Below are 14,700 nucleotides of genomic sequence, written 5' to 3' on the forward strand. Positions count from 1 at the left end.
TCTCGTAAACAAGCAGCATAACGACGAGTTGTATAAGAATTGCCACCTGGACGCAACAGTTCAGGAACTTCCTCATACAGTTGTGCTGATGCTTGCTTGACAATAGAAGCAGCATTGCCATTGATTAAAGTAGCTACAGCCACCCGAGCGGTGCCAGTTTCAAAGTAAGACTTAAGTGAATCGATGGCATCCCGATCTAGGTAGCGACCTGAGCTATCATAATTCCTAATCAAGTTTGTGACTAGATCCCTCATTAAATTATTCTCCCAACAACAATCTTGATATTTTTGATTTACTATTGACCTCTTCCCTAGATATAGGGCGAGCACTCAACAGGTACAGAGCGCTACACTATGCACTCCACAGGAGTTAAACAGCAAGTTGAATGTGTGCTCAATTCCAGACGCTATAATTGGCTGGAGCTAAGCGTATACATATCTTTCATCACTAGATTGTACCCTGTTGCTTGTTGCTTTCATCCTTAATGCTTCTTGAGAATTGGGCGTTGCCCACCATAGATGTGACCTTATAGTTGAGCAAGACACTTCCAGAGGGGGGAAACAGGGAAACTAGAACCGACCGACCAAATGCTCCCACTAACCCCATTGCCCATATAGAGGCCATATAGAGGGATTTAGGCAAAACCTGCCACTAACCAGAGCCTAGTCTTCGCCTCTGTGCCATGGTGACCAGACAAAGACCTTCTGTTGAGCCTTTGTGCGAGCCTTTGTGCGAACCTGACTTAGTCTAGAACTCGAAAATTTAATTTTTTATTCATATGAGATCCGATCATCTTAGGACATTCTGTATTGTTAGATACATAATGTCCTACTTTCTATCCCTAGGATGAGTCAGGAATCAGGGAACTACAACTTTTCACTGTTCAAGGGAAAAGCCCATCAAGATGCTTTTAAGAAAATCGTGCTGCTTGCACCACTCAAAAAAAAGTATCTCCCCAGGAATAACTGACTCGGATGCTTACCTAGCCCGTCCTCGGTTTGGGAAAGCTTAAGTGTCGCCAATTTTGGTAGATTCACTAACTCAAGTAATTTTCTAAGATTGTTTCTTTGTAAACAAACGTAAAGCTGATCAAAGGAGTCATTCATGCCTGAAACCCCACAAGAAGTCTTGAAAATGATTCAAGACCAAAACATAAAAATCATCGACCTTAAATTCATTGATATGCCAGGGATCTGGCAGCACTGCTCGTTTTACCAAGACCAAATAGAAGAGGATTCCTTTGTCGATGGAGTTCCCTTCGATGGTTCAAGTATTCGGGGTTGGAAAGCAATCAACGAATCTGACATGGCAATGGTTCCTGATGCCACAACGGCTTGGATCGACCCATTCATGAAAGAACCAACCCTGAGCATGATTTGCAGCATTAAGGAACCGCGTACTGGGGAATGGTACAGCCGCGATCCACGCAGCATTGCTCAGAAAGCCCTTGACTATCTGATCAGCACTGGCATTGGGGATACCGCCTTCTTTGGTCCAGAAGCTGAATTCTTTGTGTTTGATGATGTTCGCTTTGACCAAACCGAGAGCCAGTGCTACTACTATGTAGACAGCGTTGAAGGTCGTTGGAATTCTGGTCGAGAAGAAGCAGGTGGTAACCTCGGATATAAGCCTCGCTATAAAGAAGGTTATTTCCCTGTCTCCCCCACAGACACCCTGCAAGACATGCGTACCGAAATGCTGCTAACCATGGCAGAGTGCGGCGTACCCATTGAAAAGCACCACCACGAGGTAGCTACAGGTGGACAGAACGAGTTGGGTTTCCGCTTTGGCACCCTAATTAAGGCTGCTGACGATCTGATGACTTATAAGTATGTCATCAAAAATGTTGCCAAAAAGTATGGCAGAACTGTCACCTTCATGCCCAAACCAATCTTTAATGACAATGGTTCGGGAATGCATACCCACCAATCTATCTGGAAGGATGGGGAACCCTTGTTCTGGGGTGATGGTTACGCCAACCTAAGTACCATGGCGCTCCATTACATCGGTGGTTTACTCAAGCACGCCCCGGCTCTGTTAGCACTTACCAACCCCAGCACGAACTCCTACAAGCGTCTGGTTCCTGGGTTTGAAGCCCCAGTCAACTTAGCTTACTCCCAAGGCAACCGTTCAGCTTCCATCCGCATTCCTCTGTCTGGCCCCAATCCTAAGGCCAAGCGGTTAGAGTTCCGTTGCCCTGATGCCACCTGTAACCCCTATCTCGCCTTCGCTGCCATGCTCTGTGCTGGTATTGATGGCATCAAGAACGAGATTGAACCAGGTGACTCTCTAGATGTGGATATTTACGACCTCTCTCCAGAGGAATTGAGCAAAATTCCATCCACCCCCGGTTCTCTAGAGGATGCTCTGGCAGCCTTAGAAAAGGATCATACCTTCTTGACTGAATCAGGAGTATTTACCGAAGACTTCATTACCAACTGGATTGAATTCAAACTAGACAACGAAGTCAACCCCATGCGGTTGCGGCCTCATCCCTATGAGTTCGCACTATACTACGATGTCTAATACTTTGTCAATGGTGAACTAAGACCATTAGCCATCCTCTAGGGTCAACTACCGCACACTGACCCTCAAGGTACAGTGTGGGCTTGAATAAAGCCTGTTGACCAGACGGCGCGAGGCAAGAAATCCTCGCCTCGCGCAGCCGTTAAGACTAAGCGTTAAAATTCGTACCTTGAAATGCGTGCCAGTTTCAAGCACTACAACTGGGTAATTAAACAGGTCATTCGGGAAAGCCAGTGTTACTCAGAAAGTACCGAGTCTTAACACGTCGAGGCAAACCTTACCAACTTATGTTGAGCGTTCAAAGTAATGCGAGTTTTCGTAGTAGACAAAAACATTTTGCCTCTTGACCCTTGCCATCCAGCACGGGCGAGAGAACTACTCACAAAAGGACGAGCGAAAGTCTACAAGCGCTATCCATTCACGATCGTGCTACAGGAGAGAACGGCGGAAGAATCGATAGTTCATCCTCATAGGATTAAGATTGACCCTGGAAGCAAAGTAACTGGAATTGCCGTAGTTCAAGAGGAGACAGGACGTGTTGTAGGAGCGTTAGAAATCTCTCACAGAGGGCAACAAATTAAAGACGCCCTTGAATCTCGTAGGGCATTAAGAAGGGCACGCCGTAACCGTAAAACCCGTTACCGTAAACCTCGATTTCTGAATCGAACCCGTAAACAAGGATGGTTACCTCCCTCTCTTGAGAGTCGGATTGCCAACATTGAAACATGGGTCAGACGGATGCTCAAAGTTTGTCCTATTACAGCCATCTCTACTGAGCTGGTTAGGTTCGATACTCAGGAATTACAAAATCCTGAGATTAGCGGTGTTGAGTATCAACACGGAGAGCTCTTTGGCTTTGAAGTAAAAGAGTATCTATTGACCAAATGGGGTAGAAAATGCACTTATTGCGGCGTTGAAAATGTCCCCTTAGAGATTGAACATATCATCGCCAAATCAAGGGGAGGTAGTAACCGTGTGAGCAACTTAACATTGGCTTGTCATTATTGTAATCAAGCCAAAGGAAACCAACCTGTTGAAGAGTTCCTGAAAAAAAAACCATTAGTTCTCAAACGAATTTTGGCACAAGCATTAGCACCATTGAAAGATGCGGCAGCCGTTAACGCTACCCGATGGGAACTGTTCAGAAGGCTGCAATCGTTCAGTTTGCTATTAGAAACAGGTACAGGGGGTACAACCAAGTTTAACCGTAAGACCAGAGGCATCGAGAAACACCACTGGACTGATGCGGCTTGCGTAGGTGCCTCTACACCGGAAAAGCTACTTTTAAAGGGAGTTAAGCCACTATTAATCAAGGCAAAAGGTCATGGAACTCGTCAGCGTTGCGGGACTGACCGCTACGGCTTCCCAATCCGTCATGCTCCATCCCAAAAGTTCTTTATGGGTTTCCAGACAGGGGATTTAGTGAAAGCTAATGTTTTAACTGGGAAGTACCTAGGAATCTACACCGGTCGAGTGGCGATTCGATTTAGACCAAGTTTCAAACTAACCACAGTCGGCAAAAGGTTTGACGTTCATCCAAAATATTTGAAAACTATTCACTTTGCTGATGGATACGAATATGGCTCCTGAACAGCGGATTTACTATCGCTCAATTGTTTGTTTGACGGCAATTCCTCGGACAGCTGAAACCGTAGGTTCAGTGTCCATTGAGGAACACTTCGAGCCACACTGATTTTAGATTGATTTTATTACTGAATCATGTTTTTTGCTGCTACGAGGTCCAGTAATTTTTTTCATGATAAGCGCGTTTGTATTTGAGATGTAAACCTGTATTGTCTTTTTTTATTGTCGAATAAAACTCCGGAGCTCTTGCCCCTTTTGCCTTTTGCCTCTTACATGCATGCCTCTTGGCCTTTGGGAGTATGTTAACAACCGAGATCTAAACGCTATAGTCTACAGTAGACTTGGTCATAAATAATTCCTGTCCCCAATTCAACGACCGTTCCCCTATCGGGTCAGACGTGGGTTTGGTGCGGGTTTAGCTAAGAAAATCTATGACAGTTGCATATCCTCACAAATCAAACAATGGCATGGGTGCCCGTGAAATCCTGCCACATGTGGTACGCGATCGCAAACTTCACCTGGTCATGCTCAACCGCTATCGCTACAACGAACAACACAGTTGCCTGGATCTCACGGATTTGGTAGAAAAGCTGGATGGTCAGCCAAAAGAACTGGTGCGTGACCTATCTCATCACATTGCTGACGAAGCTCGTCATGCCATGTGGCTGACTGACCTACTCATGAAACTGGGGGCAGATATTGGTAAGCCCCCTGGAGTGTCCTACATCAAGGAATTTGATCGACTGATCGACCAGGAAAGCTATAAACAACCAGGAAAGCTGAACGATGGACTGATCGGTGGTTTGGCAGCGATTAATGTCACCGAAAAACGGGGATGTGAGTACTTCTCAGCTCACATCAAAGCATTGAAAGAGGCACCGAAAACGGAAGAAAATATTAAGATTCTTAAAACCATTGAACAGATTTTCCCAGAGGAAGTTGGTCATGTGCGTTGGGGGAATCGGTGGTTGGCACAAATTGCCAAGAAAAGCCCAGAACATCGACAGAAGGTCGAACAGGCAAAGCGCCAGTATGTAGCGATAGAACAGGCGGCTTATGAATCTGGTATAGATCTGATGGCAGGTGCTGAACTGCGCCGACTCAATAACTTGCTAGAGGTTGCCAATACTTTGCCAGTGTGGGAACGTCCTCAGTACCTGATCGAGCGCTTACCCCAAACCTTGCTAGCCCCTGAACTGCAAATGACCAGGATTCAGGTAGCACAAAAGGCTTGGCAGCAAGATCCACAAGGGTTTATCGAAAAATTTGTGCCAATGTTTTTGAACGGTCTGAATCAGGTATCTAAACATCAGCAAAAAGCTGTCTCCTAGAAAATTGGTCAAGAAGTCAGAAGCTGTTCAAGGGCATTTGTTAGTGTTTCGGTATCTCAAAGGTAAAATCTAAGACAAGGGTTCAAGGAAAAAGGTTAAGGCAAAATCATTTTTTCCCCTTGACCCTTTCCTTTTTGCCTGTCTCACCTAATTGCATGTCTCGACCCTTGATTTAAGAAAATCACTCAACGTGTCAAGAAGCATAGCTACAGGTGATACTGGGTCTTAGGCAAACCCCAAGACCAGCACAGAGAAATAGATTATGACAAACCCACAGCCGAATCCTGACACTCTATCTAGTCAAGACTTGTCAATGGCAGAAATCGTTGCCAGTGAGTTCAACCAGACTATGACTGCCGTTAACTATGTCGAAAACATTGAAACGGTCATCTCCAGCCTGGAACAAAACAATAGCGCTATGGTAAGCCACAGTGAAGAAGGCTACTTGTGGAAGTTTCAGTACGGTAGCGTGGAAGTATTCGTTCAGCTCACTGGTTCCACAGATGATGACACCTTCACAGCTTGGTCTTCTGTGATGCATCTACCTGCCAAGGACGAGGCAAAATTGATGCGCAAGCTCCTGGAAATGAACTGGTATGACACCTTTGAATCCCGCTTTGCTATTGTTGAGGATCAAGTTGTCGTGTTATCCACGCGAACTGTTGCTGAATTGTCCCCAGGAGAAATTTCTCGCGCCATTACCGTGGTAGCCACTATAGCCGATGACAATGATGACTTATTACAAGCTGAGTTTGGTGCGGCCTAAAATCTTCTGATTCCAGTTGATATTACCACACAGGTGAAGGATAAAGATTAAAACATACCAGTTAATCAATAGCGCGAACAAATCAGCCAACAATGGCATTGTTTAATACTTCAGACTTACCACTTGAGACTTCTGATAGTTCAGACTTACCACTTCAGAGTTCATCCTGGCGTTTAATTCCCTTACTACAGGCATCAGGGCGGCTTCAGATGGCCATTGACCAGTGGCTACTAGCCCAGCACCAACGGGGAAAACATCCCCCAGTATTGCGATTTTATACCTGGGCATCACCAACCATCTCTGTTGGCTACCATCAACGCCGTTGGCCTGAGTTCTGGGAACAACTCACTTGGGCATCACAACCAGTAGAGCTGGTAAGGCGTCCCACTGGTGGTAGAGCTGTGCTACATCAGGGAGATTTGACCTATATGGTGGTTAATTCCGGGTTGACTGGTAAACGTCTTGATGCCTATCACCAAATTTGTGAGTTTTTGATTCAGGGGTGGCGCTCGCTTGGTGTAGAGTTGCACTATGGTTCAGCCGGACGGGGGTATATTCACAATCCCAACTGTTTCGGGACTGCTACTGGTGCCGATTTAGTGTTGGCAGATGGTTCTAAACTGATTGGTAGTGCTCAATTGCGCCGTGGTAATGTGATTTTGCAGCATGGCTCAATTCCCTTAGAACCAGATGCTGGACTGTATACTCAAGTGTTTGGGGAAGCGCCCCCTCCCTTTGATCTACCCATGGCTCAACGGGGAGATGCCTTAATAAACATTGTGGTGGATGCCCTAACTCATGCTGCTGCCGATTGTTTTGGTGTGGAGTTGGTAGAGAAGCCTTTATCAAATCAGGAGTGGCAAGAAATTCTGGCTTTGGTAAATAGCCGATCAGATCAATAGCCGATCAGAACAAATCTGGTTGAACACCCATAGTTAAGGCTGATGGAAAAGCAGACAAGGAGAGGTTTTTATCATGGATAAAACAGAAATTATAGCGCTACGTGCAAGTCAGAAGTAAGAAGTAAGAAGTCAGAAGTAAGCGATTACTTACGTTTCGGAGTTTAGGAATTGTCTTACATCTGAATGCGTAGTGCTATATCAGAACTTAAGCAAAAGTAGGCAACAAACTAGCTGATGTCTAAAGTTACTACCAGAAATGACTTGGGCGTGATGATTTGTAAGCTCCAAATCCTGTTCCGAGCCCAATATACTCCTGGCTCGTTTCTCAATTTTTGACAATAACTGCCATAAATCCCACCTCCTGTCAGTATTTTCCCTGAGGGTAAGTTCAAGGTAAGTTTATATAATCCTAAACAAGCACCTTTTTCAGTAATAGCTTCAAGTATGCAGCAGCACAGATTAATCAGGCTATCCATTTTTTGATCCGGCTTAGATTTTGCTAACTCTAATAAGTGAAATAATTGATAAAAATAAATTCATAATAACTAAATTTTCTAGGATTATAACTCAAAACTATTTGTTTTATTTTAATAAATAAATTTAGACTTAGACATGGTTAAGGGATGATAAATTATAGATATTTTACAATTTATGAGTAAATCGATTTGTGTTGATATGACCCTGAACCAGTGACATACGATCAAGACAAAAATATGATCTTAGTTGTAGATGATACACCCACCAATTTATCAGTCATATCCCAGGCTTTGCACAATGCTGGCTTTACGGTTGCTGTGGAAACAGATGGTGAAAGCGCGATTGAACAAGTTAACTATAATCAACCCGATCTAATTCTATTGGACGTAATGATGCCAGGAATTGACGGATTTGAGACTTGCAAAAGACTAAAAGCAAACCCTTCAAATCGAGACATCCCCGTAATTTTCATGACCGCACTGACTGACACAGTTGATAAGGTCAAAGGTCTTTCCATCGGAGCCGTCGATTACATCACCAAACCGTTTCAACAAGACGAGGTATTAGCTAGAGTAAGGATACATCTACAACTAAGACATTTGACTATAACCCTTGATGAACAAAATGCCCGTTTGAAACAAGAAGTTGCGGAACGTGCGGCGGCGGAAACCAGGTTAAGTAAGACTTTCCAACAGCTTAAGGAAGCCCAAGAGCAAATTATTGCCACAGAGAAACTAGCATACCTCGGTACCTTAACTGCAGGGGTTGCCCATGAACTGAGGAATCCTCTCAACTTTGTCAACAATTATGCCGAAGGTTCGATGGAGTTAGCTGAGGAACTCATCGAAGAATTTAAAATACAATTAGAGCATATAAAAACAACAACAGCTAGCTATATCAAAGACACCTTGACAGAACTGCGAGACAATTCTCTCGCTATCAAACTTCATGGTCAAAGAGCCGAGGGCATCATTCAAAGCATGATGCAGCATGCTCGAACTGACAGTACTCAACTCCAACTGACTGACCCTTCACTCAGGTAGATGAGTCGGACACCCGCAAGTATAGTGGGGCTGGGTTGGGTTTAGCGATCGCGAAAAAGCTCTGTGATCTGATGGCGGGTCAGATAACTGTGGACAGTGAATTGGGTAAGGGAGCGAAGTTTACTGTTTCCCTACCCATAGAATGGGTTTAACACTGATTAGTCATTCGTCATATTCACCCAATGGTTATCCTTGTATCCTTCCTTGTATCCTTCAACCTACCCTAGATCAAATCGCCTTGGGCGAACAACCTTGGCCAAAAGGCCACGCAATCGCGTTCAACCTGCAACCCTCAATCCTAAACCGTCCTTAGAGCTGTATCAATCCACTGCTTCAGGGTGGGTAGCACTTCCTCAAGGGAGAGTTCTGTCGATTTGTGGGTAGCCCGTTCCACCACTTCCACTTTGCCATCTTTAAGCGATCGCCCAGTGACAATCCGGTAGGGAATCCCAATTAAATCAGCATCTTTGAACTTGACCCCAGCTCGTTCGTTGCGGTCATCAAGCAGGGTTTCGATACCTGCTTCATTGAGTTGAGTGTAAAGTTTTTCTGCTGCTGCCATCTGCTGGGTATCTCCCACATTCGGGATCGTGATAATCACATGGTAGGGTGCGATCGCAACTGGCCAGATAATCCCATCCTTGTCATAGGATTGCTCTACAGCTGCTTGAGCTAACCGAGACACTCCCACCCCATAACAGCCCATACATAACGGAATTTCTTCCCCTTGCTCACTGGTGTAGGTAGCCCCCATCGCCGATGAGTATTTCGTCCCCAACTGGAAAATATGGCCAACTTCTATTCCGCGAGCGCTTTTTAGGGTTTGATTCGGGTCATGGATGGCGCGATCGCCTGGACTCGCCTTACGGACATCCACCACTAGCTTCGGTAACTGGAATTGCTCACCCCAATTGGCACCAACTACGTGATAGCCTGACTCATTAGAACCAGTAGTAAAGTTTTTCAGTTCCACTGCTGTTTGATCTACCAACCGCAAAAACTGAGGCGCAATATCTTTAGCTGACTTGATATAATCATCTGCCAAATCAGGTGCCATGTAGCCCAAAGGTAGAGGTTTCGATGCCCATTTTTCCTGGGTAGCCACCTCTGGTACCGTCAGGGCTAAAACCGTTGTGGCATCGTATTGGTCTGCCAATTTCACCAATTCATTCTGTAACTTCACCTCATTTACATCTTGATCCCCCCGAATGCTCACTAAAACCAACACCGTCATCCCGTTGTCATAGACAATTTGGTAAAGGACATTTTTTACCACACTAGTGGCAGAGCACTTCAGGAATTGACAGAGGGTGTCAATAGTTGAGGTGTTTGGAGTTTCTAGTTTTTCATAAGTGTTATAGGGTGAGGGCTCTAGGTCTGGTGGTAAGGAAACCGCTTTTTCCACATTGGCAGAATACTTGCCATCCTCTGTGTAGAGAATCTCGTCTTCCCCAGCATCAGCCAGAACCATAAATTCTTGAGAACCCGAACCCCCAATCGCCCCAGAGTCAGCCTCAACCGCTCTAAACTCCAAACCACTGCGGCTAAACATATTTCTATAGGCTTGATCCATCGCCTGATAAGTCTTTTTCAGGCTTTCGTGATCGGTATGGAAGGAGTACGCATCCTTCATAATGAATTCCCGTCCCCGCATCAGCCCAAATCGGGGGCGAATTTCATCTCGGAACTTAGTTTGAATTTGATACAGGTTTAGAGGTAATTGCCGATAGGAGCGAATCATGTCCTTAGCAACAGTAGTGATTACCTCTTCATGGGTTGGTCCAAGCCCCAATTCCCGCTTTTGTCGGTCAATCAGAGCAAACATAATGCCCTCAGCTTTGGTGTAGGTGTCCCAACGACCCGATTCTTTCCACAGCTCAGACGGTTGTAGCTGAGGCAGTAGACACTCTTGAGCACCTGTGGCATCCATTTCCTCCCGCACAATCTGAGAAACTTTTTTGAGGACACGCCACATCATAGGTAAATAGGCGTATATGCCACTGCCAATACGTCGAATGTAACCCGCACGGAGCAAAAGTTTATGGCTAGGGATTTCTGCTTCCACTGGGTCTTCCCGCAGTGTCACCAACAGCATCTGAGACAGTCGCATTACTTACTTCCTTTTTAGACCAAACTACCATTATCTCATCAGTTTAAAACTTTCATCAACAGTATGTCAGCCAGGATTGACATACTCTTCAACCTCTGAGAAGGTATGTGATTATAGGCTAGTTTCTAGTTTAATTTCAATTAGCATAATCTTGGTTATAGACGTTTTAGCTTGCGAAGCTTTACGTTTGGCGTTGCTTAATAATGGAATGATGTGAATAGTTTTGTGGAACAGGCATCTTGCCTGTTATCAATATTTTCGGGCGGGCAGGATGCCCACTCTACTCCTATTCATTCTAAGACTGACGCAACACCTTACGTTTTCTTGCTTTGATTAGTGAACAGGTTACCATCGGAGCTTTAAATAAACTAGATATCAGTAAGAGCAACCAAAGCATTAACCAATCCCCTATCAACCAGATTATTATCGATAACCAACGGACTCTTAAAAATGTAATATTGGAGACGTTTTTCAATTCATAGCTCAACCAAACAAGACTAGATTTAAGTGATAGTGATAATACTTATTGCTGTCTATAAATAAAATCATACTGTTTAAATAAAAATTAATAAAAGATAAACAAGAGTTTTTGACGCTATTTTGATCATTGTTATGATCAAACAATACTCTTTATTATAAGAGTTTTTATGCTATCAAAAAAAACTTAGATATAAATAAAATATCCAGATAATTACGATAGATAATTTATAGGCAAAAAAAATAAACTAGCAATAAAATTAAATTAATTAACAAATAATCATATTAAAAGCCATGATGGATATTTTTCTGGAATAATTATCAAATTTATAGCAAAAAAACGCAGCAGACAATTGAATTAAAAAGAAACTAATACCCCTGAATTTACCATAGTTTTATGGCGGCTGTATATCTGTAATTAAAATTCATAAAATCAACACCATTACGAATCTCCAACCGAGATGCTTCACTAACGGATATCAGTAGGTGGAGAAACTCCTTAGCCATTATAATTCCCAAAGCCATTGCTTAGCAGTAGGGACTAAAGATGAATATAATCTCCAGGGTTGTAGACGGAAAATTAGTCTTGGGACCGGTAGAATAACCTGAAGAATATACCCTAGATGAATTACTAGCCAATCAAGTCTAAATCAGTGAAGAGGTTCACTGGGGTAAACCAGAAGGTCGAGAGGTGTGGTAGGCTTCTGTGAGTGCGAATTGCCTTTTGGACAACTTCTAGTCACTAAAAAAGGAACAGATATAAACTTTGGGTATTGAACTACGCAGTTACGTATACATAGACAGCTTGCAGCCTCAGCACGCCGCTTACATGGGAACAGTAGCGTTAGGATTTTTGCCCTTACCAGGAGATACCTCCCTTTGGATTGAAATCTCACCAGGTATTGAAATTAACCGGATTACCGATATTGCCCTCAAATCCACTGCCGTGCGTCCAGGAGTGCTGGTGGTCGAACGGCTTTACGGACTTCTAGAGGTGCATGCTAATAAACAAGGGGAAACCCGTACAGCTGGCAAAGCAATTTTAGACGCACTGGGCGTCCGTGAACAGGATCGGCTCAAACCTCGGGTCATTTCTAGCCAAATTATCCGTAATATTGATGCCCACCAGACCCAGTTAATTAATCGCACACGGCGCGGTCAAATGTTGCTAGCAGGGCAAACCCTATATGTATTAGAAGTTGAGCCAGCTGCCTATGCTGCCCTAGCTGCCAATGAAGCAGAGAAATCCGCCTTAATTAACATCTTACAAATTAGTGCAGTGGGCAGCTTTGGACGCCTCTACCTAGGCGGAGAAGAACGGGATATATTAGCAGCGTCTCAAGCAGCGCTGACTGCTATTGAAAGCGTGAGTGGTCGTGAACATCCTGCTGCCAAGCGCAAGGAATAGAAAGGAATTCTTCCTGACCTGATCCCTTAATGTAGTGCCATTGGGTTAAAGTCTTTGTTGGCACCGCTACATAATGTGAAGGAGAACCTCAATGGCCAATCTAGAACATCTTGCTCTACTCAAACAAGATCCATTGAGATGGACAGAATGGAGAAAGACAAATCTAGATCTAGAACCAGACCTTAGCGAAGTTAACCTCAATGGGGCTAACTTTGAAAGGGTAAACTTAGCAAAAGCTAACCTAAAAAAGGCAAATCTAGGCAATATTAAACTGATTAGCGCTAACCTCAGTCAAGCTAACCTCAGTAATGCCAACCTCCAAGATGCTGAACTAATCAAAGCTAAACTGATCTCGGCAGAGCTAATTGGGACTAAACTTATAGCAGCTAACCTGATCAGGGCTGACCTAAATGGTGCCAATTTAATTGGGGCTGACTTGACCCTAGCTAACCTGATGGAAGCTGATTTGAGTAATGCTAACCTAATTGGCACTAGCTTGCTCAAAGCTAATCTCTCAGAAGCAGATTTAAGTGGGGCAAAGCTAAGACGGACTAACCTGGTTGAGGCTAACCTTATGGCTGCCAATCTCTGCCATGCTAATCTGAGCAATGCTAATCTTCATCAAGCTGAACTGCTTGGGGCTTACCTATACAAAGCTGAGTGTCCAGGGGCTAACCTAGCAGAAGCTCACCTGAGTGGAAGCTATCTGTTTGGAGCTAACCTAGCAGAGGCAGACCTTTACGGGGTTGACATTAGATGGGCGAACCTTACCAAAGCTAATTTAAGCGGGTCTAACCTCACTACAGCTAAGCTGAGGGGCGCTAACCTCAGTAAAGCTAACTTAACTGGGGCTACTATCATTGAAGCTGAACTAAGCCAAGCTAATCTAAGGGAAACAATTATGCCTGATGGAACTATCCATCCTTAGATCACTACATCTGATCACAATCAATCAAACCTTCGATTAATCAGTTAGTGCTGCAAGTATCATCCAACAGACACTATCGACCAGACACCGATGAGTTATGCCCAACCGCCCCTAAAATTTATCTCACCAGGTCAATATGTGCTGGAAAAACCCACCGTCGAGCGGTTTGTTGAGACAACCTTACTGCTATGGGATCTGGTGACTCGCCTCAAGGGTGGCAACCCCTTTGATCGTCCTCGATTAGGTAAGCAAAGGGTACAGATGAGAGTTGGTAAACCAATATCGGTCTCTGAGTTTTACCCAGCCTATCGAGCCAGTCGTCATGGTGCTAGATAAGCTATAGTTGACCTGACTCATGAGCTGCAAACCTCTATGGAAAGTCTGATCATAACTTGACAATATTCTCTGACTAAGTAAAAATATATAGCATTATTTTTATCCTTAACCTCAAGTTAATCAAAGTGGGATTTTGGTTAACTTGAGGTTAAGCTTTGGACTCTAACTATCCTGAGTCCACTCAACCTCAATCTCAAGAGTCTGGCTTGCTAGACCTCAGACTGTAGCTAATAGATGATTATTTTTCCGGCAGTGTCTGGAATTCATCGGCAGACTCTGGTACCAGTATATAGAAAGCCAATTATTACTAACCGCTGATGCGTTATGTTCCACCCCGAAAGGCTTGCGAAATCCTTGGAGTATCACAGCGAACACTCCGATACTGGGATCAAGCAGGAAAAATCAAAACCATTAGAACCCCAAGTAATCAACAGAGGTACGATGTTGACTCCGTTCTTGGACAAGTCCCAAACAAGCCAGTCGTCATCTACGCCAGGGTTTCAAGCAAAAAACAAAAAGACGACCTCGAAAGGCAAGCGGCGTTCTGCCAAGGGCAATTCCCGGAAGCAGAAATCATCTTTGACATCGGCTGAGAACTCAACTACAAGCGAAAAGGTCTTAAAACCTTATTGGGACGGGTCATGTCAAGAGATATCAACCTGGTTGTGCTCCCACACAAAGACCGTAGGCCAAGATTCGGATTTGAACTTATCGAATGGTATGTTACGCAAAACGGTGGCAAGATCTTGGTTCTCAACCAGTCAGACCTATCTTATGAGGGAGAGATGGTGGAGAATATCCTCGCCATTGTA

General features: G+C 44.2%; 14 protein-coding genes and 1 pseudogene. 12 read left to right on the forward strand and 3 right to left on the reverse strand.

Translation table 11 applies throughout. The features are described from left to right. Positions 1-254: bilin-binding protein (locus tag F6K20_RS05705; RefSeq protein ID WP_502708815.1), on the reverse strand; the 254-nt coding region annotated here is incomplete at its 3' end. A gap of 193 nt (positions 255-447) precedes the next feature. After that, entirely contained in the window at positions 448-624 is a 177-nt protein-coding gene (locus tag F6K20_RS05710) for a hypothetical protein (RefSeq protein ID WP_154659636.1), read from the reverse strand. Positions 625-1,104: 480 nt separating this feature from the next. Here F6K20_RS05710 and glnA point away from each other — a divergent pair, with 480 nt between their 5' ends. The 8 genes from glnA (at position 1,105) to F6K20_RS05750 (ending at position 8,781) form a co-directional block, all read left to right on the forward strand. Further along, positions 1,105-2,526: a type I glutamate--ammonia ligase gene (gene glnA / locus F6K20_RS05715; RefSeq protein ID WP_008177966.1), complete on the forward strand. Its 1,422-nt coding sequence runs from the start codon at positions 1,105-1,107 to the stop codon at positions 2,524-2,526. Between the two features lie 306 nt (positions 2,527-2,832). Further along, positions 2,833-4,116 carry an RNA-guided endonuclease IscB gene (iscB, locus tag F6K20_RS05720; RefSeq protein ID WP_287251413.1) on the forward strand — a complete coding sequence of 428 codons (1,284 nt, stop codon included), beginning with the start codon at positions 2,833-2,835 and terminating at the stop codon, positions 4,114-4,116. After that, on the forward strand, positions 4,094-4,219 hold the full coding sequence (locus F6K20_RS05725; RefSeq protein WP_287294045.1) for a hypothetical protein: 126 nt from the start codon (positions 4,094-4,096) through the stop codon (positions 4,217-4,219). The genes iscB and F6K20_RS05725 overlap by 23 nt, the downstream gene beginning before the upstream one ends. 322 nt (positions 4,220-4,541) lie before the next feature. Beyond that, complete coding sequence (locus F6K20_RS05730) at positions 4,542-5,441, forward strand: ferritin-like domain-containing protein (RefSeq protein WP_044491863.1); 900 nt, start codon at positions 4,542-4,544, stop codon at positions 5,439-5,441. Positions 5,442-5,703: 262 nt separating this feature from the next. Then, positions 5,704-6,207: a YbjN domain-containing protein gene (locus F6K20_RS05735; protein WP_008177958.1), complete on the forward strand. Its 504-nt coding sequence runs from the start codon at positions 5,704-5,706 to the stop codon at positions 6,205-6,207. A gap of 92 nt (positions 6,208-6,299) precedes the next feature. Continuing rightward, positions 6,300-7,109 carry a lipoate--protein ligase family protein gene (locus tag F6K20_RS05740; protein ID WP_287294048.1) on the forward strand — a complete coding sequence of 270 codons (810 nt, stop codon included), beginning with the start codon at positions 6,300-6,302 and terminating at the stop codon, positions 7,107-7,109. A gap of 689 nt (positions 7,110-7,798) precedes the next feature. Continuing rightward, on the forward strand, positions 7,799-8,629 hold the full coding sequence (locus F6K20_RS05745; RefSeq protein ID WP_353736728.1) for a response regulator: 831 nt from the start codon (positions 7,799-7,801) through the stop codon (positions 8,627-8,629). A gap of 35 nt (positions 8,630-8,664) precedes the next feature. Next, on the forward strand, positions 8,665-8,781 hold the full coding sequence (locus F6K20_RS05750; RefSeq protein ID WP_324293442.1) for a sensor histidine kinase: 117 nt from the start codon (positions 8,665-8,667) through the stop codon (positions 8,779-8,781). Positions 8,782-8,927: 146 nt separating this feature from the next. Here F6K20_RS05750 and proS read toward each other — a convergent pair whose 3' ends face one another. Then, a complete protein-coding gene (gene proS / locus F6K20_RS05755; protein ID WP_008177951.1) occupies positions 8,928-10,739 on the reverse strand; it encodes a proline--tRNA ligase in 1,812 nt (603 codons plus the stop codon). Between the two features lie 1,243 nt (positions 10,740-11,982). Between proS and ccmP the strand changes: the two genes are divergently transcribed. The 4 genes and pseudogenes from ccmP (at position 11,983) to F6K20_RS05775 (ending at position 14,481) form a co-directional block, all read left to right on the forward strand. Continuing rightward, positions 11,983-12,624, forward strand: a complete 642-nt coding sequence (gene ccmP / locus F6K20_RS05760; protein ID WP_044491860.1) for a beta-carboxysome protein CcmP — start codon at positions 11,983-11,985, stop codon at positions 12,622-12,624. Positions 12,625-12,715: 91 nt separating this feature from the next. Further along, a complete protein-coding gene (locus F6K20_RS05765; protein ID WP_008177946.1) occupies positions 12,716-13,552 on the forward strand; it encodes a pentapeptide repeat-containing protein in 837 nt (278 codons plus the stop codon). 129 nt (positions 13,553-13,681) lie between these two features. Beyond that, positions 13,682-13,888: pseudogene (locus tag F6K20_RS05770) on the forward strand (1-acyl-sn-glycerol-3-phosphate acyltransferase); the annotation flags it as partial. A gap of 317 nt (positions 13,889-14,205) precedes the next feature. After that, entirely contained in the window at positions 14,206-14,481 is a 276-nt protein-coding gene (locus F6K20_RS05775) for a MerR family DNA-binding transcriptional regulator (protein ID WP_008177942.1), read from the forward strand. Positions 14,482-14,700: the final 219 nt, after the last annotated feature.

This window comes from Moorena sp. SIO2C4 (assembly GCF_010672485.1).
GTDB classification, from domain to species: Bacteria; Cyanobacteriota; Cyanobacteriia; order Cyanobacteriales; family Coleofasciculaceae; genus Moorena; species Moorena producens.

Excerpts from the sequence above, each read along its gene's own strand:
- F6K20_RS05710 (WP_154659636.1), bottom strand. The coding sequence starts at position 624 with ATGGCCTCTATATGGGCAATGGGGTTAGTGGGAGCATTTGGTCGGTCG.
- glnA (WP_008177966.1), top strand. The coding sequence starts at position 1,105 with ATGCCTGAAACCCCACAAGAAGTCTTGAAAATGATTCAAGACCAAAAC.
- iscB (WP_287251413.1), top strand. The coding sequence starts at position 2,833 with ATGCGAGTTTTCGTAGTAGACAAAAACATTTTGCCTCTTGACCCTTGC.
- F6K20_RS05725 (WP_287294045.1), top strand. The coding sequence starts at position 4,094 with ATGGATACGAATATGGCTCCTGAACAGCGGATTTACTATCGCTCAATT.
- F6K20_RS05730 (WP_044491863.1), top strand. The coding sequence starts at position 4,542 with ATGACAGTTGCATATCCTCACAAATCAAACAATGGCATGGGTGCCCGT.
- F6K20_RS05735 (WP_008177958.1), top strand. The coding sequence starts at position 5,704 with ATGACAAACCCACAGCCGAATCCTGACACTCTATCTAGTCAAGACTTG.
- F6K20_RS05740 (WP_287294048.1), top strand. The coding sequence starts at position 6,300 with ATGGCATTGTTTAATACTTCAGACTTACCACTTGAGACTTCTGATAGT.
- proS (WP_008177951.1), bottom strand. The coding sequence starts at position 10,739 with ATGCGACTGTCTCAGATGCTGTTGGTGACACTGCGGGAAGACCCAGTG.
- F6K20_RS05765 (WP_008177946.1), top strand. The coding sequence starts at position 12,716 with ATGGCCAATCTAGAACATCTTGCTCTACTCAAACAAGATCCATTGAGA.
- F6K20_RS05775 (WP_008177942.1), top strand. The coding sequence starts at position 14,206 with ATGCGTTATGTTCCACCCCGAAAGGCTTGCGAAATCCTTGGAGTATCA.